29 protein-coding genes are annotated in these 22,655 nt (G+C 69.8%); 17 read left to right on the top strand and 12 right to left on the bottom strand.

Going from position 1 to position 22,655, the window contains the following annotated elements; genetic code table 11:
- Positions 1–58 precede the first annotated feature (58 nt).
- The 10 genes from B0293_RS18510 (at position 59) to dnaB (ending at position 9,184) form a co-directional block, all read left to right on the top strand.
- Complete coding sequence (locus B0293_RS18510; RefSeq protein WP_005168117.1) at positions 59–940, top strand: hypothetical protein; 882 nt, start codon at positions 59–61, stop codon at positions 938–940.
- Positions 941–1,040: 100 nt separating this feature from the next.
- The gene (rpsF, locus tag B0293_RS18505; RefSeq protein WP_005168119.1) at positions 1,041–1,364 is read left to right on the top strand and encodes a 30S ribosomal protein S6; all 324 of its coding nucleotides are present in this window, start codon (positions 1,041–1,043) and stop codon (positions 1,362–1,364) included.
- 17 nt (positions 1,365–1,381) lie between these two features.
- Positions 1,382–1,888 (top strand): single-stranded DNA-binding protein, encoded by a 507-nt coding sequence (locus tag B0293_RS18500; RefSeq protein ID WP_005168120.1) that lies wholly within the window; start codon positions 1,382–1,384, stop codon positions 1,886–1,888.
- An 81-nt stretch (positions 1,889–1,969) separates the two neighbouring features.
- Positions 1,970–2,218, top strand: coding sequence for a 30S ribosomal protein S18 (gene rpsR, locus B0293_RS18495; protein WP_005168122.1), 249 nt, complete (start codon positions 1,970–1,972; stop codon positions 2,216–2,218).
- Positions 2,219–2,230: 12 nt separating this feature from the next.
- Complete coding sequence (gene rplI / locus B0293_RS18490) at positions 2,231–2,686, top strand: 50S ribosomal protein L9 (RefSeq protein WP_005168124.1); 456 nt, start codon at positions 2,231–2,233, stop codon at positions 2,684–2,686.
- 154 nt (positions 2,687–2,840) lie between these two features.
- Positions 2,841–3,251: a hypothetical protein gene (locus tag B0293_RS18485; RefSeq protein ID WP_005168126.1), complete on the top strand. Its 411-nt coding sequence runs from the start codon at positions 2,841–2,843 to the stop codon at positions 3,249–3,251.
- The gene (locus B0293_RS18480; RefSeq protein WP_039920014.1) at positions 3,251–3,850 is read left to right on the top strand and encodes a DUF3558 domain-containing protein; all 600 of its coding nucleotides are present in this window, start codon (positions 3,251–3,253) and stop codon (positions 3,848–3,850) included. Before B0293_RS18485 ends, B0293_RS18480 begins: the two co-directional genes overlap by 1 nt.
- A 3-nt stretch (positions 3,851–3,853) precedes the next feature.
- A complete protein-coding gene (locus B0293_RS18475; RefSeq protein ID WP_077241333.1) occupies positions 3,854–5,200 on the top strand; it encodes a PPE domain-containing protein in 1,347 nt (448 codons plus the stop codon).
- A 97-nt stretch (positions 5,201–5,297) separates the two neighbouring features.
- On the top strand, positions 5,298–6,095 hold the full coding sequence (locus B0293_RS18470; protein ID WP_005154287.1) for an ESX secretion-associated protein EspG: 798 nt from the start codon (positions 5,298–5,300) through the stop codon (positions 6,093–6,095).
- Positions 6,096–6,571: 476 nt separating this feature from the next.
- The gene (gene dnaB, locus B0293_RS18465) at positions 6,572–9,184 is read left to right on the top strand and encodes a replicative DNA helicase (protein WP_005154291.1); all 2,613 of its coding nucleotides are present in this window, start codon (positions 6,572–6,574) and stop codon (positions 9,182–9,184) included.
- A gap of 2 nt (positions 9,185–9,186) precedes the next feature.
- Here dnaB and B0293_RS18460 read toward each other — a convergent pair whose 3' ends face one another.
- Genes B0293_RS18460 through B0293_RS44310 form a run of 6 tightly spaced genes read right to left on the bottom strand, consistent with a single transcriptional unit; the run spans position 9,187 to position 12,104 of the window.
- Positions 9,187–9,546: a hypothetical protein gene (locus tag B0293_RS18460; RefSeq protein WP_005154296.1), complete on the bottom strand. Its 360-nt coding sequence runs from the start codon at positions 9,544–9,546 to the stop codon at positions 9,187–9,189.
- Positions 9,547–9,559: 13 nt separating this feature from the next.
- Positions 9,560–10,060, bottom strand: a complete 501-nt coding sequence (locus tag B0293_RS18455; protein ID WP_005154298.1) for a TetR/AcrR family transcriptional regulator — start codon at positions 10,058–10,060, stop codon at positions 9,560–9,562.
- A 56-nt stretch (positions 10,061–10,116) separates the two neighbouring features.
- Complete coding sequence (locus B0293_RS18450; RefSeq protein ID WP_005154299.1) at positions 10,117–10,899, bottom strand: alpha/beta fold hydrolase; 783 nt, start codon at positions 10,897–10,899, stop codon at positions 10,117–10,119.
- Between the two features lie 2 nt (positions 10,900–10,901).
- A complete protein-coding gene (locus B0293_RS18445) occupies positions 10,902–11,498 on the bottom strand; it encodes a TetR/AcrR family transcriptional regulator (protein ID WP_005154300.1) in 597 nt (198 codons plus the stop codon).
- Positions 11,499–11,544: 46 nt separating this feature from the next.
- Complete coding sequence (locus tag B0293_RS18440; protein WP_245191900.1) at positions 11,545–11,922, bottom strand: DUF3159 domain-containing protein; 378 nt, start codon at positions 11,920–11,922, stop codon at positions 11,545–11,547.
- Positions 11,871–12,104 (bottom strand): hypothetical protein, encoded by a 234-nt coding sequence (locus B0293_RS44310; protein WP_245191901.1) that lies wholly within the window; start codon positions 12,102–12,104, stop codon positions 11,871–11,873. Before B0293_RS44310 ends, B0293_RS18440 begins: the two co-directional genes overlap by 52 nt.
- Before the next feature lie 23 nt (positions 12,105–12,127).
- On the opposite strand from B0293_RS44310, the gene B0293_RS18435 reads away from it, so the two are divergent.
- Positions 12,128–12,634 carry a TetR/AcrR family transcriptional regulator gene (locus B0293_RS18435; RefSeq protein ID WP_005154304.1) on the top strand — a complete coding sequence of 169 codons (507 nt, stop codon included), beginning with the start codon at positions 12,128–12,130 and terminating at the stop codon, positions 12,632–12,634.
- Between the two features lie 14 nt (positions 12,635–12,648).
- Here the strand turns inward: B0293_RS18435 and B0293_RS18430 are convergent, their stop codons facing one another.
- Complete coding sequence (locus B0293_RS18430) at positions 12,649–13,758, bottom strand: FAD-dependent oxidoreductase (RefSeq protein ID WP_039916582.1); 1,110 nt, start codon at positions 13,756–13,758, stop codon at positions 12,649–12,651.
- A 70-nt stretch (positions 13,759–13,828) separates the two neighbouring features.
- Here B0293_RS18430 and B0293_RS18425 point away from each other — a divergent pair, with 70 nt between their 5' ends.
- Positions 13,829–14,509, top strand: coding sequence for a TetR/AcrR family transcriptional regulator (locus B0293_RS18425; RefSeq protein ID WP_005154306.1), 681 nt, complete (start codon positions 13,829–13,831; stop codon positions 14,507–14,509).
- On the opposite strand, the gene B0293_RS18420 is transcribed toward B0293_RS18425, so the two are convergent.
- Entirely contained in the window at positions 14,501–15,382 is an 882-nt protein-coding gene (locus B0293_RS18420; RefSeq protein WP_005154310.1) for an aminoglycoside phosphotransferase family protein, read from the bottom strand. The two genes, B0293_RS18425 and B0293_RS18420, sit on opposite strands and share 9 nt — an antisense overlap.
- Before the next feature lie 65 nt (positions 15,383–15,447).
- Between B0293_RS18420 and B0293_RS18415 the strand changes: the two genes are divergently transcribed.
- Positions 15,448–16,635 (top strand): serine hydrolase domain-containing protein, encoded by a 1,188-nt coding sequence (locus B0293_RS18415; protein WP_005154312.1) that lies wholly within the window; start codon positions 15,448–15,450, stop codon positions 16,633–16,635.
- 1 nt (position 16,636) lies between these two features.
- Here the strand turns inward: B0293_RS18415 and B0293_RS18410 are convergent, their stop codons facing one another.
- Entirely contained in the window at positions 16,637–17,116 is a 480-nt protein-coding gene (locus B0293_RS18410) for a MarR family winged helix-turn-helix transcriptional regulator (protein WP_039916586.1), read from the bottom strand.
- An 85-nt stretch (positions 17,117–17,201) separates the two neighbouring features.
- Here B0293_RS18410 and B0293_RS18405 point away from each other — a divergent pair, with 85 nt between their 5' ends.
- Complete coding sequence (locus tag B0293_RS18405) at positions 17,202–18,398, top strand: FAD-dependent monooxygenase (RefSeq protein ID WP_005154314.1); 1,197 nt, start codon at positions 17,202–17,204, stop codon at positions 18,396–18,398.
- On the opposite strand, the gene B0293_RS18400 is transcribed toward B0293_RS18405, so the two are convergent.
- Positions 18,352–19,311, bottom strand: a complete 960-nt coding sequence (locus B0293_RS18400; protein WP_005154321.1) for a helix-turn-helix transcriptional regulator — start codon at positions 19,309–19,311, stop codon at positions 18,352–18,354. The genes B0293_RS18405 and B0293_RS18400 overlap by 47 nt on opposite strands.
- An 84-nt stretch (positions 19,312–19,395) precedes the next feature.
- On the opposite strand from B0293_RS18400, the gene B0293_RS18395 reads away from it, so the two are divergent.
- The gene (locus B0293_RS18395) at positions 19,396–19,767 is read left to right on the top strand and encodes a VOC family protein (protein ID WP_005154326.1); all 372 of its coding nucleotides are present in this window, start codon (positions 19,396–19,398) and stop codon (positions 19,765–19,767) included.
- Here B0293_RS18395 and B0293_RS18390 read toward each other — a convergent pair.
- Positions 19,743–20,201 (bottom strand): MarR family winged helix-turn-helix transcriptional regulator, encoded by a 459-nt coding sequence (locus B0293_RS18390; protein ID WP_005154327.1) that lies wholly within the window; start codon positions 20,199–20,201, stop codon positions 19,743–19,745. The genes B0293_RS18395 and B0293_RS18390 overlap by 25 nt on opposite strands.
- A gap of 63 nt (positions 20,202–20,264) precedes the next feature.
- Here B0293_RS18390 and B0293_RS18385 point away from each other — a divergent pair, with 63 nt between their 5' ends.
- Positions 20,265–20,630, top strand: coding sequence for a hypothetical protein (locus tag B0293_RS18385; protein WP_005154329.1), 366 nt, complete (start codon positions 20,265–20,267; stop codon positions 20,628–20,630).
- 60 nt (positions 20,631–20,690) lie between these two features.
- Positions 20,691–21,461: a dioxygenase family protein gene (locus tag B0293_RS18380; RefSeq protein ID WP_005154331.1), complete on the top strand. Its 771-nt coding sequence runs from the start codon at positions 20,691–20,693 to the stop codon at positions 21,459–21,461.
- Here B0293_RS18380 and B0293_RS18375 read toward each other — a convergent pair.
- A complete protein-coding gene (locus B0293_RS18375; protein ID WP_005154332.1) occupies positions 21,458–22,624 on the bottom strand; it encodes an MFS transporter in 1,167 nt (388 codons plus the stop codon). The two genes, B0293_RS18380 and B0293_RS18375, sit on opposite strands and share 4 nt — an antisense overlap.
- Positions 22,625–22,655 lie beyond the last annotated feature (31 nt).

Genomic DNA, 22,655 nt, shown 5'->3' with positions numbered 1-22,655 from the left:
CTCTGGTGAAAACCAGACGCACTGCCTCACGCCCCCACCGACCCGGAGGATCGCGCTCGTGCGGAAGACCACCATCTGGCAGACCACCCGCAAGGCGCTCACCGTCACCGCACTCGCGACCATGGTCACCGGTGGCGCGCTCCTGACGGCGGGCACCGCGTCGGCGGCCACCACCCTCGCCAACGCGTGCAGCGGCACGGTCAACGGCGGGATGGGCGACACCGTCGCGATCACCGGCACCTCGGTCAAGGATCTGGTCCGGGCGGGCGCGAAGGAAGCGGGCACACTGGCCCTCTACGACGTCGCCGCGAACGACATCGCCAAGGTCAACACCATCGCCGTCGGCACGGTCCCGCAGTCGGCGGGCGGCCCGGTCGAGGCGAAGGCGATCGGCGCGGCCGTGCGGCAGGCGGTCAAGGAGACCAAGTCCTGGGGCCTCGGGCTCAACCCCGAGAAGACGCTGGACAGCATCGAGCACAAGGTCACCGGCAGCTGCGGCCTGACCACGGTCGCGACGAACTACGTCGCCCCCACGCTGCCCGCGCCGGGCACCACCGCCCCGCAGCAGGGCGGCACCGGCGGAGCCGCGAACGGCGCCCAGCCGAACACGAACCTGCTGCCCGGCGGCAGCAACGGCACCGGATACGCCCCGCCGCGCGACTACGGCAACCTGCCGGTCGCGCAGCCGGGTGTCGCGGTGGCGCCGGGCGTGCGCTACCCGGCCAACAGCCCGCTCCCCGGTGAGGGCGCCCCGCAGTACGGCACCGACGGCCAAGCCGGGCAGAACCCCGACGTCCGCAACGCGGGCAACGCCGAAGCCCTCGCGACCGACGGCATGCCCGGCGGCGACGTCCAGCTGCCGATGCTGCTCGCGGTGCTCGTCCTCGCCGGTGTGACCGCCGCGCTGGTGCGCACCTGGGTCCTGCGCCGGGTCGCCTGACCTGAGGCGAAGGCGCCGAACGTCGCCAGGTACGCTTACCTGGACAAACCCTCCTGCCACGGACAGTCCGTGGCCGCGAGCCCATAGGAGGTGAGTGGTTGTGTCACGCCATTACGAGGTAATGGTCATCCTCGACCCCACGCTCGACGAGCGTACGGTCGCCCCGACCCTGGACAACTTCCTCAACGTGATCCGTACTTCGGGCGGAAGCGTGGAGAAGGTCGACGTCTGGGGCCGCCGCCGCCTTTCGTACGAGATCAAGAAGCACGCCGAGGGCATCTACGCGCTCCTCGACCTGAACTCGACGTCGGAAGCGGTCAAGGAGCTGGACCGTCAGCTCTCGCTGCAGGAGACCGTGCTCCGCACCAAGGTCATGCGCCGCGAGATCAAGCCGGCCAAGCCCGTCGCCGCCGCCAAGGCCTGAGCCGAAGGACTTTTCCGATGGCTGGAGACACCGTCATCACGGTGATCGGCAACCTCACGTCCGACCCGGAGCTTCGCTTCACCCCTTCCGGTGCGGCGGTCGCGAACTTCACCGTCGCGTCCACCCCGCGCACGCTGGACCGTCAGTCCGGCGAGTGGAAGGACGGCGAGGCCCTGTTCCTGCGCTGCAACATCTGGCGCCAGGCGGCCGAGAACGTCGCCGAGTCGCTGACGCGTGGCGCGCGGGTCGTCGTGCAGGGGCGCCTCAAGCAGCGGTCTTTCGAGACCAAGGAAGGCGAGAAGCGCACCGTCGTCGAGCTCGAGGTCGATGAGATCGGCCCGTCGCTGCGCTACGCCACCGCCAAGGTGAACAAGGTCAGCCGTGGCACCGGTGGCGGTGGCGGCGGCTTCGGTGGTGGCGGCGGCGGTGGCCAGAGCGCCCCGCCCGCCGACGACCCGTGGGGTTCCGCCCCGCCCGCCGGTGGCGGCGGTGGCGGCGGTTTCTCCGACGAGCCGCCCTTCTGACAGGCAGGTGCGTCCACCGCGGGCGAAAGCTCCGCGAGACGCCTCGAGACAACCACTACGTAGAAATCCAGGAGTACTACCGTGGCCAAGCCACCCATCCGCAAGCCCAAGAAGAAGGTCTGCGTTTTCTGCAAGGCCGAGAAGAAGGGCCGCCCGGAGAACATCGACTACAAGGACACCAACCTGCTTCGGAAGTACATCTCCGACCGCGGGAAGATCCGTGCCCGCCGGGTGACCGGCAACTGCAGCCAGCACCAGCGTGACATCGCCATCGCGGTCAAGAACTCCCGCGAGATGGCGCTGCTGCCCTACACCTCGACCGCACGCTAAGGAGGCACGTCAATGGCGAAGATCATTCTCACCACCGACGTCGCCAACCTCGGTGGACCCGGCGACATCGTCGAGGTCAAGGACGGCTACGCGCGCAACTACCTGCTCCCCCGCGGCTACGCGATCGTGGCCACCAAGGGCGCGGAGAAGAACGTGCGCACGATCAAGCGGGCGCAGGAGAGCCGTCGCATCCGCGACCTCGACCACGCCAAGGAGATCAAGGCGACCCTGGAAGGCCTCGGCGCCATCCAGCTCAGCGGCAAGGCGGCCGAGGGCTCGAAGAAGCTCTTCGGTTCGATCACCACCGCCGAGATCGTGGACGCGATCAAGGCCGCGGGTGGCCCGCTGCTCGACAAGCGCGTCATCGAGCTGAAGGACCACATCAAGACCGTGGGCAAGCACTCGGTCGGCGCCCGCCTGCACCCCGACGTCCGCGTCGACGTGCGGCTCGAGGTCAAGGCCAAGTAACACCGCTTCGGCACAGGGCGGGACGTCTCCATTCCGGAGGTGTCCCGCCCTTTGTTTTACGGGGAACCCCACCCCGCCGGGCCACGTCTTAAGCTTGACTGGGGATCAAGGCATTATCGAGACTCGACGTCGAGGCACGGGGAGATCTGGACGCATGGCTTACGACAGCAACGCCGAGCAGAACCGGCAGGAGAAGGTCACGGTGTCCGCGCCGGCCAACCCGGACAAGCCTTCGTCGACGTCGGGCGGGGGTGGCGGCGGGTTCGCCTTCGACAAGGACAAGATCGAAGGCATCATCAAGAAGTGGACGGACCTGCAGGTCGAGCTCAAGAAGGACTACCGCGACGCCAACCTGATGGCGAACGTCAAGGCGCCGGGCAAGGAGTTCGCGAGCGGCGACTGGGAGAAGCTGGCGAACCCTTCGGGCAAGGCGTTCCTGGAGCAGAACCAGAAGATGCAGGACTACGTCCAGAACTACATCGACCAGCTGACCACCGCCAAGCAGAAGATCGCCACGAACGAAGCCGAGACGCAGGCCTCGCTGAACAAGCACAAGGCCGTGTGATGCGCCGTTCCCTCGTTCTCCTCGTCGCGGCCGGTGCGCTGGTCGCCGGCTGTTCGGGCACCAAGAACGGCACCGCCACCTCGGAGCCGTCCTACACCACCGGGGCCGGTTCCCCGAGCGCGTCGAGCGGTTCGTCCGGCTCCGCGCCGAAGGTGTCGAATCCCCTGAAGACCTCGTCGATCGAGAGTGACGCGTGCGCCGCGCTTTCCGCGGCGAAGCGTGCCGAGCTCGGGCTCGGCGAAGGCGAGCGCGGGACCACGAGTGCCGGGACCGGCTGTTCGCTCTTCGCCGCGGACGAAAGGCTGAACCAGATCGACATCAGCCCGGTGCTCGCGAACAAGAACGGCCTGAGCGACGTCTACGACACGAAGGCCAACAACGAGTACTTCGAGCCGACCGAGGTCGGCGGTTACCCGGCGGTCTACGCCGCGTCGCTCGACCACCGCAAGAACGGCAAGTGTGGTCTCTTCGTCGGCGTGACCGACCAGTTGTCCGTGAACATCCTGGTGCAGTACGACAGGGGGCCCGGCGCGAGCGATCCGTGCCCCGTCGCGCTCAAGGTGGGGGAAGCGATGATCCAGACGTTGAAGGAGGGCTGACGCGTGTTCCTGCTGCCGATCATCGCCGGGTACTCGGCGTACAACCTGGCGACCACGAAATCCGGCGACTTCGAAGCGTCGGGCGGCGATCGCAAGATCGACTGCTACAACATCTGGGAGAAGATCGTCACCGGTCCCGGCACCGGGTCGATCCAGGAGGGGCAGGCCGCGGCGACCCGGCTCAAGGCCGGTTACCAGGACAGGCTGACCACCATCGACAACCTGTCGAAGGAGATGGACGCCGCCTGGACCGGTAAGAGTGCCGAAGCCGCGCAGCAGTCCGGCGCGCATCCGCTGCGGGCGTGGATGGACGACTCCGGCAAGAAGCTGGTGGACTCCGACAAGTACCTCGGCGAGCAGAACACCGCGTTCACCACGGTGAAGGCGAAGGTGCAGCAGGTCCCGAAGGATCCGCCGAAGAACAACCTGCTCAACTCCATCACCCCGTGGACCACCGACACCGACCGCGCGATCCGGGACTACAACTCCAAGGGTCAGGCGAACGTCGACGCGTTCAACGAGTACTTCAAGGCCAGCTCCGAGAACGGCAAGGGTCTGCCCACCTACAACAAGATGGAGGGGCAGAAGTCGAACGTCGACGTCAACGGCGGCGGCAAGGACAAAGACAAGAACAAGGACGGCGGCGGTCAGGGCGACCGCAACGGGAACAACGGCATGCCGGGCATCTCGACGCCGCCCGGTTCGATGCCGCCCGGCGGGATGCCGAACGTCCCCGGTTCGAACATGCCGGGCATCGGCACGCCGGGGTCGAACATGCCCGGCTCGAACCTGCCGGGCAGCAACATGCCCGGCATCGGCACGCCAGGGTCGAACCTGCCGGGCTCGAACCTGCCCGGCGGGCAGTACAACCCGAACCTCCCGGGCAGCAACTACAAGCCGCCCGCCTGGGACGACGGGACGAGCGCGTCCGGCTTCACCCCGCCGAAGATCCCCGGCGCCGGCGGCTTCGGCCCGGGTGGCGGCGGAGGCGGTGGCGCCGGCTTCGGCGGTACCGACATCCCGGGTGCGGGCGGCTTCGGCCCGGACGGTGGTTTCGGCCCCGGTGGCGGCGGGTTCGGTCCCGGCGGCAGCAGCGGCGCGGCCATGCCCGGCGGCGCGGGCGCGATGGGCGGCGCCGGGATGGGCGGCGGCGCGGCCGGTGGTGCCGGTGCGGGAGCGGGTCGCGGCGCCGGCGGGATGATGGGCGGCATGGGCGGTATGGGAGCCGGTGGCGCCAAGGGGAAGGGCGGCGAGGACGAGGAACGCAGCTCCAAGTTCCTGGTCGGCGACGACCCGAACGAGATCTTCGGAACCGACGAACTCACCGCACCGCCGGTGATCGGGGAGTAATGGCAACGGTCGGGCCGGGCGCGTGCCAAGATTGGGGCCGCGCCCGGCTTGTCTCGTACCGGGCCGGCCGACCATGAACGACTAGGGGGCAGTTCCGGTGCTGGACAAGCAGGTCACGATCACGACCGGCACCCTCATCACGCTGATCCGCCGCCGGGGCGGCGAGCCGCACACGATCCTGTCGGAAACGCCGACCTGGTACGACGAGGGCGCGCAGCGGGCCGAGGACGAGCGGACCAACGAAGAGCTAGCGAGCCAGGGTCTGTTCGGCCCGCGGGGCCTGCACCCCGGGTTCAAGGCGACACTCGAAGCGATCTCCAGGCCGGCGCTGGAGTACTACGGCTGGGTCGACGGCGGGTTCGAAGGCAAGGCGCTGAGCTTCACCATGCTCGCGGGGAGCGCCGGTGGCGAGGGCTTCGTCCTCGCCCGTCACAGCGAGCACGACGGCGTCGCGCTCGCCTCGGTGCGGCCCGAAGAACTGCTCACCGAGTTCCTCGACCAGATCCCGAAGCTCGCGCCGGGACGCGGGCGCCCGGTCGCCGTCCCGAAGAGTCAGGTCGAGACCTCGCGCTCGTCGTCGACGGCGCAGGACGAAGGCTTCGAGGTGCTTCGCAGCGGCCGCCAGAGCGCGGGCAGCCAGGAGGCGGACGAGCTTCGCCGTATCCTCTCGTTACGCCGTTTGGGGAGTGGCAGCCTGTACGTCGCCGCTCGCGGCCGGAGCGGCGCGCGGCAGCGGATCGAACGCCCGGTGAACTACATCGATACGACCGAAGGCCGGTGGCTGACCGAGGAGATACCGGGGAGTGGCGAGCCGAGGATCGCCTTCACACCCGCCGACCAGCAGGTTCTCGGAGAACGACTACGGAGCGCACAGGGCAGGTTGTTCGCGTCCTGAATCACGTGCCGTTCAGCCCTCCGGGTCATCCCTCTACTCTCCGTGGCATTCATCCACAGGGCACCCCTGTGCGCCCCCGTGCGACACGCCGAACGACACGTTTTGCCCGACACGCCGTCGCGAGTTGAATAAAGTTCTCCACAGTGTCTCCACAGGCCCTGACCAGCACTTTTGTCAGACCATCCCAGCGTTGCCCACAAGTTGTACACAGGCTTCGGGCCACCTGTGAAGGGATGCCCGCAGTCATCCCCAGGTTATCCACAGGGCGGTCCCCAGGCGAAATTGCGCTGGTCCTTTCGGGGGGCCTACCGTGCCCGCCGGGCCGGTACGCACAGTGGCGTTCGTCCGGCCCGGAGGTGGACGCAGGGGAGCGCCGGGAGCCTGGGGAGGGCGGCCGGCGGGCGCAGGCGGAGTGACCGGGGAAAATCTGGCATAATCGAACGCGTGTTCGATGTCTTGAGGAGGTGGCAGCAGCGGTGGCGCTGACCGACGACCGCAATCCGATGTACTCGGAGTCCGACCCGGGTCCCAGCGACCCCGGTCCGCGCGGCGGTGAGTACGACCGCCAGCCGCCGCAGGACATCGCGGCCGAGCAGTCCGTGCTCGGCGGCATGCTGCTGTCGAAGGACGCCGTCGCCGACGTCATCGAAGCCCTCGGACCCGACGACTTCTACCGCCCCGCGCATCAGGCGATCTACGACGTCGTCCTCGACCTCTACGGGCGCGGCGAGCCCGCCGACCCGATCACCGTCTCCGCCGAACTGGAACGCCGCGGCGAACTCGGCCGCGTCGGCGGCGCCCCGTACCTGCACACCCTGATCGCGACGGTGCCGACGGCGGCGAACGCCGGGTACTACGCGGAGATCGTCTCCGAAAAGGCCGTCCTGCGGCGCCTGGTCGAGGCGGGCACGCGGATCGTGCAGTACGGCTACGGCGCGGCCGCGGCCGACGGCGCGAACATCGACGAGGTCGTCGACCGCGCGCAGGCCGCGATCTACGACGTCACCGAGCGGCGCACCAGCGAGGACTACGTCGCGCTGGAAGAGCTGCTCCAGCCGACCATGGACGAGATCGACGCGATCGCGTCGCGTGGTGGGCAGTCGCAGGGCATCCCGACCGGGTTCGCCGACTTCGACGATCTGACCAACGGCCTGCACCCCGGCCAGATGATCATCGTCGCGGCGCGTCCCGGTGTAGGGAAGGCGCTCGCGCTGGACACCCCGCTGGCCACTCCCGACGGCTGGACGACGATGGGCGAGGTCCGGCCCGGCGACCGGCTGATCGGCGCGAACGGCCGTCCGACGACCGTGGTCGCCGCGACCGAGGTCATGGCGGGCCGGCCTTGCTACGAGGTCGAGTTCTCGGACGGCACGGTGATCCTCGCGGACGCGGAACATCAGTGGCTGACCGACACGAGGGCGTCCCGCCGTTCGACGAGCGGTCCGGCGGTACGGACGACGGAAGAGCTGGCGGCCACCGTGCGGTGCGAGACCGCGGATCGGCGCGCCAACCACTCGATCGGGACCACGGCTCCACTGCAGCTGCCTGAGCGCGATCTCCCGCTCCACCCCTACGCGCTCGGAGCCTGGCTGGGTGACGGCCACTCGGCCAGCGCGCGCTTCACCACGGCGGACCCGGAGATCATCTGCTACCTGGAGGCGGAAGCCGGGCTTCTGGTGCAACGGCGCGGCGAAATGTCGTACACCCTGCGGCTGGTCCCCTCGGACCCGGTGGAATACCGGAGTTGCGAGGTGTGCGGGGAGCCGTTCCTTCCCCAGACCTCCCAAGTGCGGACGTGTGGCCGTTCCTGCGGCGGCAAGGTGCGTTTCCAGAGCTCCCCGGTGCCCGCTCCGACCTGCCCCGACTGCGGGCGCCCGTCGACGGGAATGCGGCTTTGCCAGGCCTGCCGCAACGAGCACGGCAGCGTGCAGGCGATTCTTCGCACGCTCGGCGTACTCGGCGACAAGCACATCCCCGTGGACTACCTGCGGGCGTCCGTCGAACAACGCCGCGCGCTGCTGGCCGGGCTGCTCGACACCGACGGCACCGTCAACCATTCAGGCGCGGTCCAGTTCGCCGTGACGAGCAAAGTGCTCGCCGAGCAGACCCGGGAACTGATCGTCAGCCTCGGTTACCGCTGCGCGCTCACGACCAAGAGGGTCAAGGGGCGCAGCGAGGAGACCTCGACTGAGTACATCCTCGGCTTCACCACCCAGGACCGGGTTTTCTGGCTGCAGCGCAAGCACCTGCTGCAGAAGGAACGGCTCACCAATGTCCGCGTCCGCCCGCACCTTCGCTACATCGTGGACGTCCGCCCCGTACCGTCCGTTCCGGTGCGGTGCGTGGAAGTCGACGCGCCGGACCATCTGTACCTGGCCGGACGATCGATGGTCCCGACCCACAACTCGACGCTCGGGCTGGACTTCGCGCGTTCGGCGTCCATCAAACACGGTCTGACCAGCGTGATCTTCTCGCTGGAAATGAGCAGGACCGAGATCGTCATGCGCATGCTCTCGGCCGAAGCACGGATCCGCCTGGCGGACATGCGCGGTGGGAAGATGTCCGACGACGACTGGACCCGGCTCGCGCGCCGGATGAGCGAGGTCTCCGAGGCGCCGCTGTTCGTCGACGACTCGCCGAACATGACGATGATGGAGATCCGCGCGAAGGCCCGGCGGCTCAAGCAGCGGAACGACCTCAAGCTCGTCGTCCTCGACTACCTCCAGCTGATGACCTCGGGCAAGCGCGTCGAGTCCCGGCAGCAGGAGGTCTCGGAGTTCTCGCGGCAGATGAAGCTGCTGGCCAAGGAGATCGAGGTCCCGGTGATCGCGATCAGCCAGCTGAACCGTGGTCCCGAGCAGCGGACCGACAAACGCCCGATGCTGTCCGACCTCCGTGAGTCCGGCTCGCTGGAGCAGGACGCCGACCTCGTCATCCTGGTCAACCGGCCCGACGCCTGGGAGCGGGACGACCCGCGCGCGGGCGAGGCGGACCTGATCATCGCGAAGCACCGTGCCGGTCCGACGGCGACGATCACCGTCGCGCACCAGCTGCACTACAGCCGCTTCGTCGACCTGTCACACGACTAGGCTCACTTCGTTCCGCGCAGGGCGTCCTGGACCAGCGCTACGGTCGCGCGCGGGTCGTCGACCTGGAGGACCAGCCGGGAGTAGCGCTCGTCGGCGAGTTCGATCACGACGGCCTTCGACGGGTCCTTGACGTCCCAGAAGACCTTTTCGCCGTCGAGGTGGAAGGTGCCCGCCGTGATCACGCCGGGCACGTGGGCACCGGGCGCCCGGATTCCCTTGGGGTCGGCGGCGATGCCGGGGTCCGCGGTCGCGCCGCGGACGTTGGCGAGCGGGATGGTCAGGCGGCTCTTCAGCGCCCAGAGCTTGTCGAGACCTTCCATCACGACAACGAGGTCGTCGCCGTCGGTGTTGACCAGTGCCATGTCGGTTTCCTTGTCAGTCGAGGGGATCGAGTCGTCGGGTCAGCGCGGAGCGGGCACCGTCGGGGTCGCCGCGCAGGAGGAGCCCCAGTGCGGCGGCCGTGAGGGCGGCGGCCAGGGCGGTGGGGATGCCGAGCGCGCCGGCGATCGCCTGGTCGACGGCGGCCAGCCCCGCGGCCACCTCGGCGGCCACCTCCTCGTCGGCCGGTGCCTGTTCGACGGCCGCGAGCAGCAGCAGGCCGAGGTCGGCCGCCGTGACGAGCCGCAGCGCGGTCGCGGCGTCCGGTGCCGCGGCGAGCGCTTCGGCCAAGGGGCGGACGTCGTCGGCGAGGTGGCGGCGCAGGGCGACCAGGTAGAGACCCCGCTTGCTGCCGAACGTCTTGTACAGGCTGTTGCGGTGCACGCCGAGGTGGGTGACGAGGTCGTCGACGGACACCCCGTCGTACGCGCGGCCACCGAACAACCCGACGGCGGCGCGCACCACCTCGTCCTCGTCGAACGCCCTCCGTCTGCCCATGCCTCGACGATAGACTTTTGAGGAACGATCAGTCAAGAACGAACGTTCCTCAAAAGTCAGGCACCGAGGAAGCCGATGACGTCCCCGGCGAACCGGCGGTCGGTCATCACGGTGTGGTGCCGACGCCCTTCGTAGATCTTGAGGTCGCCGTGGTGCACTCCGCTCGCGGCTCGTTCGGCGAGCCCGGGCGGGTAGAGGGCGTCCCGTCCACCGGCGATCACCAGCGTGGGCGCGGTGATCTCGCCGAGGCGGTCTTCGATGTCGAAGGTGTCCTCGGCCCGCAGCATGGCCACCATGCCGCCCGGGTCCGCCGGGCGGCCGGCGGTCAGCCCCAGCAGCCCGGCCATCAAGGCCCGCCCGAGCCGGGAGTCCGCGACCGTGGGCGCCAGCGCCATGGCCGCGGAGCGGTGTCGCCCGGCTGCCAGCAGGTCCGCGTACTCGCGTTGGACGCGACGGCCGTCCGGTCCGAGGCGGACGCCCGCGGCGCCGACCACCAGCCGTCGCACCGAGCCGGGGTGGTCGGCGGCGAACTGCAGCGCCAGGCAACCGGCCGTGGACAGGCCGAGCACGTCCACCGGACCGTCGAACCGGTCTCGCAGTTCCTCGGCGTGGTGGGCGGCGAGATCCGCCATGGTGACGCCGGGTTCGAGTCCGGGACGGCGGCCGACCGTCAGCACGGTGAAGCGCGCGGCCAGCGGCTTGAGGGAGCGTGTCTCCGCCCACCGGGCGGCCCCCGTGGGGTTGCCCGAGTCCGGCAGCACCGTGCGGAAGACCACGAGCGGGCGTCCCGTTCCGAATTCCAGGTAGGCGGCGCCTCCGGCCAGTACCCCTTCGCGCACGGTCACTCCTTGGTCAGTCCTGCCGCGACGATGTCGATGAGCCTGTCGAGCACGGCGGGATAGCGCTGCTCGCCGATGTCCTGGCGATGCAGGGGCAGCAGCAAGACGGACTGGAGCACCCCGAGCAGTTCGTCGTCGTCGACCTCGATGAGCTGCCCCTTGCGCCTGGCCGCCTCCAGGAACCCGGGCAGCGGCAGCATCCGCTCCGCCCTGGCCATCTCGTCGGGGCCCATGCGCCGGGCCACCGCCCGCATCTCCTCGGGATGGGTGACGAGTCGTCGATAGAGCGGGTTTTCGTCCAGCATCCGCACGGTGGCGCGCAGGAAACCGCCGAGCGCGGCACGCGCGGTTTCGGCCTCGTCCAGCACCTCGGCCAGGTGTTCGTGCAGCCGCGGAGCCTGCCGCAGCATCAGCTCCAGGTACAGCGCCTCCTTGGAGTCGAAGAAGGCGTAGAAGCTGCTTTTGGCGATCCCGGCGGGAGCGACGAGGTCGTCCAAGGAGGTCTTGCGCAGGCCTTGGGCGGCGAACAGGCCACGTCCGGCGTCCACGAGCAGCTCGGTGATCCGGGCACGGTCCTCGGCGGTGAACGGAGTCGGCATCCCTGCTCCTGCGTACCTATGAACAGAATGGTTTTTCGTTCACAGCTTACGCCACCGGTCGCTCGCGCAGGATCCGCCAGCACAGGTAGACGCAGACGCCCGCCGCGGGCGCCCCGCCCAGATGCGTGGCGGCGATGCCGAGCGGGACGACCGCTTCGGTCAGGTAGAGCGGCAGCAGCACCGCTGCGGCGATCGCGAACTTCGCCAGGAAGACCGCCGTACACAGGTAATAGCGCCGACGCCGTGGGCGGTCGAGCCGCCAGGCGAGGCGTTCGCCGCGCACGATGCCCAACACCACCCCGACGACCGGACGGCGCACCAGCATGGACAGCAGGAACAGCACCCCGCCGCCGGTCTGCGTGACGACCACGGTCAGGTAGAAGTCGGCGGCCTGCCCGGAACTCCCGGCGAGCAGTGCGGACACGCCGACCACGACCAGCCCGATCGCCGGCTGCCAGACCTTGCGGTCGCCAGGTACGCGACCAGGAACAGCGCTCGCGACGCGACACCCTCGGCGACCGTGCGCCAGCCGCCCACCGCGCTGAACAACGACAACGACTTCCGCGTCAGCATGTCGAGCCCCATCGCCCCCACCCCTTTCTTCATCACCCGATGAAGCTCCGGAGGCCATGACAGAGCACGACGAACACCGTCGTCCGGGCCGCTGGCGGTCCGGCGCGGAGAGCAAGCAGCGGGTCCTCCAGGTCGCCCGCGAACTGTTCGACCGGAACGGGTACAGCGGCACGACCGTGCGCGCGATCGCCGCCGCGGCGGAGGTCGACCCGGCGATGGTGTTCTACTTCTTCGGCACCAAACAGGGCCTGTTCAGCGCCGTGATCGACCTGTCCGAGGACGTCCCGCCCGCCATCGAGTCACTCTTCGACGGCGACCTCGGCACCCTCGGCGAGCGCGTCGTCCGGACGCTGCTGGAGAACCTCGACAAGTCCGATCGCCCACCGCTGGTCATGCTGACGAGGTCGGCGCCCACCGACCCGAAGTCCGAGGCGCTGCTGCGCGAATTCATCGACCGGGAGATCACCGGCCGGATCGCCGGCCTGCTCGGCACGCCGGACGCCGCGCTGCGGGCGGGCATGGTCGACGTCCAGATCCTGGGGCTCGCCTGCAGCACTGCCTGACCGGGTGACCCGCCTCAGTCCGGCTGGAAGAACGCGAGCATCTTCCGGGCGGCGTCCGGTGCCGTCAGGAGTTCCTGGACCCGCGCGGACATCCGCGCGGCGGCGCCGGTGCGTTCGAACATCTCGCGTTCGTACGCCTTGACGGCCGTGGGGAAGTCGTCCGGGTGCGCGGCCAGCTCGAGGCCGAGCCGGGCGCCGTCGAGCAGCGCCATGTTGGCACCCTCGCCGGTCGGTGGCATCAGATGCGCGGCATCGCCGAGCAGCGTGACGTCCGGCGCGGACTCCCAGGTCAGGCCGATCGGGAGGGTGTGGACCGACCGCGGCACGACCGTGTCGTCACAGGCCTCGATCAGCGCGAGGATCCGCGCGTCCCAGCCCGGGAGCAGTTCGATCAGCCGCGCCCGGGCGGCGGCCGGGTCGCCGAACGGGATCCCGCTGGTTTCGAACCAGTCCTCGGCGGTGTGGTGGAAGCTGACGCCGATGCGGACGCGGCCGTCGCCGTTGCGCTGCGCCGCCAGGGACTTTCCGTCGCCGAGCACCCAGTAGGTGCCCCGGCCGACCATCGCCGCGAGGTCCGGGTGCGTGCGGTCGATGTCGGGGATGCCGATCTCGACGTAGTTCTGGCCGAGATGCGCCGGACGGGCGTCGGTGAGCAATGCGCGGACCCGGGAGTTCGCGCCGTCGGCGCCGACCAGCAGGTCGTACGTCGCACTGCCGCCGTCCGCGAAACGGACCACACCGTTTTCCGCGGACTCGTACGCCCGCCCCCAGCGCACCGTGCCCTCGGGGAGGGAGTCCAGCAGCAGGTCGCGCAGGTCGGCGCGGTCGACCTCGGGCCGCAAGAGCGGCGCGTCGTCGGGTGTGTCCTCCTCCAGCAGCAGCGTGCCGTCGGGCTCCAGAAGCTTCATGTCCTGGCCCTCACCTCGAGCGATGGCGTGGAACCCGTCGATCAGACCGGCCTCGCGCAGCGCCGGCTGACCGGAATGGATGTCGAGCATGCCGCCCTGGCCGCGCGCGTCGCGTGCCGCTTCACGTTCGTGGACGACGGACTCGATGCCGTTGACGTGCAGAACCCGGGCGAGAGCCAGGCCGCCGAGGCCCGCTCCGATGATGGCGATGGTCATGGTCACCCCTCGGTCGATACAGTGTATTGGTCAATACACTGTATCGCGCGATGCGTTGTATTGTCACCGCATGTTGCTGTGGGAAAGGCCGGAGCCGCCGAGCCGACCGGCGCTGGCCCCGCTGAGCCGGGAGCTGATCGTGCGGGCGGCGATCCGGCTGGCCGACGCGGACGGCCTGGAAGCGGTGTCGCTGCGCAAGGTCGCGGCCGCGCTGGACGTCGGCCCGATGCGGCTGTACGGCTACATCGACAGCAAGGAGGAGCTGCTCGACCTCATGGTCGACGCCGCCCACGCCGAGATCCGGCCTTCCGGGGACGGCCCGCGGGAAGTCCTGCGGTCGCTGGCCGAAGCCATGCGGCGCGCCGTTCGGCGGCACGAATGGCTCGCCGACCTCCTGGGCGGCCGTCCCCAGCTCGGACCGGAGGCGCTGGCCACCTCGGAGGCCGTGATGTCCGCGCTGGACGAGCTCGGCGTGGACGCGGTCATGCCGGTGGTCTCCGCGGTCAACGCGTACACGATCGGCGCGGTGCGGCGGGAGATCGCCGAACGGCGGGCGGAGCGGGCCACCGGGATGGACCAGGAGCGCTGGCAGGCCGAGCTCGGGCCCTACCTGATGCGCTCCTTCGCCACCGGCAAGCTCCCGGCGCTGGCCAAGGTGGTGCACGACGCCGTCCACCTCGACGCCGACGAGACCTTCCGGATCGGGCTCGACTGCCTGCTCGACGGCATCGAAGCCCGCTTCTCACGCTGACGCGCGCTCCAGCGCGGCCCGGCCCGCCGGTTCCCAGGTCGGTTTGCCGCCCGGGAGCCCGAGCCTGCCGTTGCGCCCGATGGCGATCAGGTTCAACGCGCGCAGGACGGCCCAGCCGCGAGCCCGCGCGATGGTCGCCTCGTCCGCGACCTCGTAGGCGTCGAAGAAACGGCTCGCCGCGCCGTCGGGCAGCAGGATCCAGGCGGCCGACAGATCGGTCGCGGGGTCGCCCGAGCACAGGTCGCCGAAGTCGATCACCCCGGAAAGGGTCCCTTCCCGCACGATCACGTTCGCGGGATGCAGGTCGCCGTGCAGCCAGATCGGCGGCCCGTTCCACGCGGGCGCCGCGACGGCCTTCTCCCAGCTCTCCCTGGCCTGGTCGGTGTCCACCTCGTCGGCGACCGCTTCCAGCGAACCGCCGAACCCGTCGCCCAGCGCGGCAAGCGGGAGGCCGCGGTTCGAGCTGACCGGCGCGTCCCCGGGCGCCCGCGAGTGCAGCGCGCCGAGGAAACCCGCGAGAGTCCCGGCCGCGTCGGCGCGGGTGATCGGCGCGCGGTCCGCCGGCTCGCCGTCGACCCAGCGCGTGATCGTCCAGGTGTGCTCGAACAGGTCGGAAGGTTCGCCGACGCGCACCGGGACGGGCGTCGGCAACGGCAGGCGACCGGCCAGCACGGGCAGCCACTTCTGCTCGGTGCGCAGCAGAGCCGGGGCGCGCTCGGTGCGCGGCAGGCGCACGGCCAGCTCCGGCCCGAGGCGCCATTGCTGGTTGTCCCAGCCACCTTCGACGTCGCGGAGCTCCAGCTCCGCCAGATCCGGATGCTGGTCCCGCAGCAACGCCCGCACCAGATCCCGCTCGTACCTGAACTCGCCCATGATCGAGGCTCCCATGTCAGCGGCGTGACTGCCTCGTGTCAGCGGGGTTCGCGAACGTAGTCGCCATGAACACTTCACTGAGGGGTACCAAGAACATCGTCCGCCGGGCCGGGGTCACCGCACTGGCGGCCGCGGTCCTGACCGGGGTGGCCGTGCCGACGGCCTCGGCCGCCGGACAGGACCGTCCGGACCTGCAGCGGGCCGCCCAAGAGGTCGTCGACGCCGGGTTCGCCGGGATGCAGCTGCGCGTCCGTGACGAGCGGGGCGAATGGACCGGCAGCGCCGGGGTGCGCGAGCTGGGCGGGACCGCCAAACCGCCGACCGACGGACACTTCCGCGTCGGCAGCACGTCGAAGAACTTCACCGCGACTCTGGTGCTGAAGCTGGTGGCCGACGGCCGGATCGGCCTCGACACCCCGGTGGCGGGCGTCCTGCCCCGCTTCGGTTTCGACCGGCGGATCACCGTGCGGATGCTGCTGCAGCACACCAGCGGGCTGTTCAACCACACCGGCGAATATTTCCCGGACGGGACGATCGTGCCGGGGATCCCGTGGCAGGGACAGGAATGGGTGGACAAGCGCTTCCACACCTACCAGCCGGAGGAGCTGGTCCGGCTGGCGCTGTCCAAGCCGCCCCGATTCGAGCCGGGCGCGGGCTGGAGCTACTCCAACACCAACTACGTGGTGGCCAGGCTGCTGGTCGAGGCGATCACCGGTCACTCCTTCGCCGACGAACTGGACCGGCGGATCCTGCGGCCGCTGAAGCTGCGGGACACCTTGTCGCCGGGCGCCTGGTCCGGGATGCCCAAGCCGTACGCCCACGCCTACTACACCTATGAGGACGCCGGTCAGCAGAAGACTCTCGACGTCACCCACCAGAACCCGTCCTGGGTCTCCAGCGCCGGGGACATGATCTCGACGACCAAGGACCTCCAGACGTACTTCTCGGCCCTGCAAAGCGGCAAGATCCTGCCGACGTGGCTGCTGGCAGAGATGCGTAAAACGGACCCGCGGAGCGAAGCCCTCTTCGGCCTCTACGGTCTCGGACAGTTCTCCAAGGACCTGGGTCCGGACTGCGGCGGCGTCGTCCTCAGCCACAACGGCAGCAACAACGGCTACGGGGCACTGATGTACAGCACTCCCGACGGCAGCAAGACGATGACCGCCTCGATCACCTCTGGGGCCGTCGCCGCCGACGCGAAGTTCCCGGAGCTGCTGGACAAGCTCCTCAAGACGGTGTTCTGCGGCAAGTGACCTAGTCGTCGAGGTCGGCCAGCCGTGAGGTGAGGTCGTCGACGAAGCGGTCGAGCAGGCTGCCGAAGGTCTTGCGATCTTCCGCGGACCAGTCGGTCATCGCGTCGCCGAACCAGCCGAGGATCGTCCGCAGGTACCGGTCGGGGATCGCTTTCCCCTCCGGCGTCAGCTCGATCAGGCGCGCTCGCTGGTCGTCCGGGTCCGCGACCCGGACGACCAGCCCTTGCCGTTCGAGCCCGTTGAGGTGCCGGGTGACATGCGGCCCGACGACCTTCATCCGTTCGGCGATCTCCCCGACCCGCAGCGGCCGGTCGGCCGTGTGCAGCGTGACCAGCACCGTCATCGCGGGCCGGTCGAGGGTGATCTCGGCCCGTTCCATCGCCCGTTCGACCAGCCGGCTGCGGTTGAGCACGGTGCCGAGCTGGGTGAGCCGGGGGAGCACCGCCATCAGGTCAAGCTCCGGCGCGCCTGTGTCTTCCATCACACCTCATAAAGATACCTAAGTTAGGTATATAGTTGCTCTGAGCCCATAAGGATACCTAAGTTACCTATCCAAAGGAGCACTCATGAGCACCGTCCTGATCTCCGGCGCCAGCATCGCGGGCCCGGCACTCGCCTACTGGCTGCACCGCTACGGCTTCGACGTCACGGTCGTCGAGAAGTCGGACGCGGTCCGCGGGGGCGGCTACCCCATCGACATCCGCGGCACCGCGGTGGACGCCGTCCGGCAGATGGGCGTCCTTCCCCAGCTCCAGGCCGCGCACATCAACACGCAAAGACTCACCTTCCTCGACGCCGACGGCGAGCGGATCACCTCGCTCCGGCCCGACTCGATCAACGGCGGCGTCGCGACCCGTGACCTGGAGGTACCCCGCGGCGACCTCACTTCGGTCCTCTACGACAAGATCCGCGACGACGTCGAATTCCTCTTCAACGACTCGATCGCCGCGCTGGACCAGCACCCCGACCGCGTGGACGTGCGCTTCCGCAGCGGGATCGAGCGCACCTTCGACCTCGTCGTCGGCGCCGACGGGCTGCACTCGAACACCCGCGCCCTGGTGTTCGGGCCGGAAGAGCAGTTCCACCACTACATCGGCCACTGCTTCGCGGGCTTCACCATGCGAAACGACTTCGGGCTTTCCCATGAAGGCGTCCTTTGGACCGTCCCCGGCCGGGCCGCGGCGCTCTACGCCGTCGGGGACGGCGACACGGTGCACGGCTTCCTGAACTTCGCCCGCCCCGAGCCGCCCTTCGACGCCTTCCGGGATCCGGCCGCGCAGCGCGACCTGGTCGCCTCGGTCTTCGCCGGGGACGGCTGGCACATCCCGCTCATGGTCGACACCATGCGCGCCGCGGACGACCTGTTCTTCGACGTCGTCAGCCAGATCCGCATGCCGCGCTGGTCCAGCGGCCGGGTCGTCCTGGTCGGCGACGCCGCGCACGCGCCGTCGTTCCTCACCGGGCAGGGATCGAGCCTCGCCCTGGTCGGCGCCTACATGCTGGCCCGCGAACTGGCCATGACGGCCGACCACACGGCCGCGTTCGACGGCTACGAACGGAACATCCGGGAGTACGTCGAACGGAACCAGGCGCTGGTCACGGCGGGAAATTCGACCATGCACCCGAGCACCCCCGAAGCACTGGAGCGGCGCAACGCCGTGTTGCGCGGACTTTCGGCGATGCCGGAGGACGCCGTGCAGCCGGCGCATTCGGCGCTCACCCTTCCCGAGCCCGCTCCGCCAGCCGCCCTGCCAGTGCGCTGACCAGGTCACGAAGCTCGCCGGGCCGCTCGATCACGAACGGCCGATCGAGCGCGGCGAGCAGCGGCGGGATCCAGTCCAGCCGCTGGGCCCGGATCCGGGCACGCACCCCGTCGCCGTCCGGTTCGAGGACGGCCACGGACGGCGGGAAGACGGCGCGCACCTGCTCGGGCGTCGCCTCGATCCGTACGGAGACGTCGTGCCGGTGCGGTGTCTCGGCCAAGGCGGTCAGCACGCGTTCGGCCGGGTCGAAGCCGTCGGGCGGCTCGAAGGTCCCGGCCCGCGCCTCGGCCGAGGAGATCCGGTCGACGCGGAAGGTGCGCACCTCGCCGCTGGCCGAGTCGAAACCGGTCAGGTACCAGCGTCCGGAGTGCGCCACGACGCCGTACGGATGAACCACGCGTTTGCTGGCACTGCCGTGCCCGGCGAGATACGCGATCCCGACCGGCCGCCGGTCCCTCGCCGCCTCAGCGACGGTGAGCAGCACCTCGGCCTCGGCCGAGAGGGTTCGCCGGGCGGGCGCGGTGAAGTCGGCGGTCTCCAGCAACGCGTCCAGCCGACGGCCGAGCGCTTCTGGGAGTACTCGGCGGACCTTCGCGACCGCGCTCTCGGCAGCCGCGACCGCCGTGGTGATCAGCCCGGCGCGCCGTCCCGCGACCAGGCCGAGCAGGACGGCGAGAGCCTCTTCGTCGGTGAGCATCAGCGGCGGCATCCGGTAGCCGGGGGCCAGGCGGTACCCGCCGTACCGGCCGCGTACCGAACGGATCGGGATGTCCAGGTCGAGCAGGTGCTCGGCATACCGGCGGACGGTGCGCTCGTCGACGTCGAGCCGTCTCGCGAGTTCGGCGACGGTGCGCGTGCCGCCGCTCTGGAGGATTTCCAGCAACGCGAGCACGCGGGCGATGGGCCGGGTCACACCCTCAGAATACTGGGCGGATACTGCCCGGTATTGCTCCTAGCGTGGCCGGTGTTCCGCTTTCCGGCACCGAAAGGACCAGCCATGCAGTTCGTTTCCGTCCGCGTGATCACCCACGACGTCGCCCGCCTCACCGGGTTCTACGAGAAGGCGACCGGCATCGACGCGCGATGGCGCGCCGAGCGGTTCGCGGAGATCGCCGGCCCGTCGTGCACCTTGGCGATCGGCAGCGCCGAAACGATGACCTTGTTCGGCGAGGCCGCCGCGGTGCCCGAGTCGAACCGGACCGCGATCCTCGAGTTCCGGGTCGAGGACGTCGACAAGGAGTACGAGCGGCTGGCGGACCTGGCCGAGATCGTGCAGAAGCCGACAACGATGCCGTGGGGGAACCGGTCCCTGCTGTTCCGCGACCCCGACGGCAACCTGGTCAACTACTTCACGCCGAGCGCGCCGTAGTTCCGGACGAACGAGGTCAGCAGCCGGGCGAACTCGCGACGGTCTTCGTCCGGCCAGTCCGCCATCGCCTCGGCGAACACCGAGCGGCGGAACTCGTGCATGCGCGCCACCTCGGCGCGGCCGGGTTCGGTGAGCACGAGGACGGCGCGGCGGCCGTCGCGCTGATCGGCTTCGCGCCGGAGGAAACCGCCCTCGACCGCCCGCGCGACCAGACGGCTCGCGCGCGGCTGGTCGATGGTCAGGGCCGCGGCGAGACTGGTCACGGTGCCCGGTTCGCCGCTCTCCCCGGCCGCTTCGACGGCGTCGAGGAGCCCTTGAATCGCCTGGTCGGGCATCGATTCGGCGCGGTCGCGGGCGAGTTTCGACAGCGATCGCCTCGCCTGGCTCCGCCGGATGGCGATCATCGCGCGTTCCACGTCGGCCACGGCGTCCATTACCCATCCTCACCAAGTGCATGTACTTTTACATGTAGTTGCCGTCTACATGAAGGAGTATCCATGAAGCCCATCGGATTCTGGTTCGCCCACCTTCACCAGGCCCTCGAATCGTCCCTGGAGAAGACCCTCGCCACCGAAGGGCTGACCCGGCGCCACTGGCAGGTACTGAACACGATCGACAGCGGCGCCCTGGTCGACGAAGCGTTGTCACCGTTCGGCGAACGCCAGGAAACCGTCGCGGACCTGCGAAATCGTGGCTGGGTCGACGACGGCGGCCTGACGGAGGCCGGCCGGGAGGCGCACCTCCGGCTGAAGGCCGAGGTCGGCGCCTTTCGCTCGCGCGCGACCGAAGGCATCAGCGACGACGAGTACCGGACGACGGTCGGCGTGCTGGAGCGGATGGCGGCGAACCTCGCGCGGGAATAACGCGGAACCGGGCGACGTCGTCTATCCTGGTAGTTGAAAGTTCAAACACCTGGAGCTGACATGACCCCGGTGCTTTACCTCAGCCACGGCGCGCCGCCGCTCGCCGACGACGCCACCTGGACCCGCCAGCTCGCCGGCTGGTCGGCGGACCTCGAAAAGCCGAAGGCGATCCTCGTCGTCTCCGCGCATTGGGAAGAGGCGCCGTTGACCCTCGGTGCCACCACCACGGTGCCGCTGGTCTACGACTTCTGGGGCTTCCCCGAGCACTACTACCAGGTGAAATACGCCGCGCCCGGCGCTCCGGAGCTGGCGGACAAGGTGCGGAAACTCCTCCGCTCGCCCCAGACGCCGGTCCACGACGCGCCCGACCGCGGCCTAGACCATGGCGCGTACGTCCCGCTCGTGGAGATGTACCCGGACGCCGACGTCCCGGTGCTCCAGGTGTCCATGCCGTCGCTGGACCCGCGAGAGCTGTTCGACCTCGGCCGGAAGCTCGCGCCGCTGCGCGACGAAGGCGTGCTGATCATCGGCAGCGGCTTCTTCACCCACAACCTGAGCGCGCTGGGTCAGACCGACGGCACCGACGGGACGCCGCCGTCGTGGTCGAGCGAATTCGACCACTGGGGTGCGGAGACCCTGCGCCACGGCGACCTCGACGCGTTGCTGGACTTCCAGCGCAAGGCGCCCGCCGCGGCCCTCGCGCACCCCAGGATCGAGCACTTCGCACCGCTGTTCGTCTCGCTCGGCGCCAGTTCTTCGGAAGGGAAGGGCGAGACCGTGATCGATGGTTATTGGCACGGCCTCGCCAAGCGTTCCCTCCAGTTCTCCTAGCGCGAGCGGAGCACCCCGGCTCCGGCCACGAGGCCGAGCGCCAGCAGCGTGACCACCCCGAACGAGACCGTCAGCGACGTCAGGTCGGCGATCCCGCCGATCAGCGACGGAGCGACGAGGCCCGACGAGTAGGTGATGGTCGCGACGCCCGCGATCGACTGGCTCGGCGTCGGCCCGCTGCGTCCGGCCGCCGCGAACGCGAGCGGCACCACGACGGAGACGCCGAGCCCGATCAGCGCGAACCCGGCCATCGCCATCACCGGATGGGCGGCGAAGACGACCAGCAGCCCACCGGCCGTCGCGAAGGCGCCGCCGGCACGGACGGTCTTGACCGCGCCGAAGCGCCGGACCAGCGCGTCACCCGAAAGGCGGGCCACCGCCATCGTGCAGGTGAACGCGGTGGTCGACGCCGCGGCGATACCCGGCGAGGTGCCGAGGACGTCGCGCAGGTAGACGGCGGACCAGTCGAGGCTCGCGCCCTCGGCGAAGACCGCGCAGAACGCGACCGCGCCGATGATCACGGACGCCTTCGGCGGCAACGTGAACCTCGGCGGCGGATTCTCGTCGGGCGCGCTGCGGACGTCGAACACGCCCTGGCAGAGGAGCGCGCCGGCGACCGTGAGCACGGCGGACGCGATCACGAAGTGGATCCGGGCGTCCAGCGCCGCGTGCGCGGCGAGCGTGCCCGCCGCGGAACCGACGAGCGCGCCCGTGGTCCACATGCCGTGCAACCCCGACATGACCGACTTGCCCATCTTCGCCTCGACGTCGACGCCGAGGGAGTTCATCAGCACGTCCGAGGTGCCCGCCGCGGTGCCCATGACGAACAGCGCGAGGCACAGGGTGAAGAGGTTTCCCGCCAGGGACGGGAGGATCAGCGCCAGCGTCCAGTACGCCAGCAGCAACCGGAGCCCGAGCCTGCCGCCGAGGCGGTGCCCGATCCGCGCGGCGAGCGGCATGGTCAGCGAGGCACCGATCGCGGGGAAGGCGAGCGCGAGGCCGAGCTGGCCCGCGCTGATCCCCGCGTGTTCCTGGATCCACGGGATCCGGGTGGCGAAACTGCCGGTCACCGCGCCGTGCACGGCGAAGACGGCGGCGATGGCGACCCGCGCCTGCCGCACTCGCCGTGACGGCGCGCCGACGGTTTCCACTGTGTTGGTCACTGGGCCCCCAAGGTCCATGAGACGACTCGAC

The sequence above is a fragment of the Amycolatopsis azurea DSM 43854 genome, from assembly GCF_001995215.1.
GTDB classification, from domain to species: domain Bacteria; phylum Actinomycetota; class Actinomycetes; order Mycobacteriales; family Pseudonocardiaceae; genus Amycolatopsis; species Amycolatopsis azurea.
The sequence above is the reverse complement of the archived record's forward strand: the minus strand, read 5'-3'. Positions and strand labels throughout refer to the sequence as shown.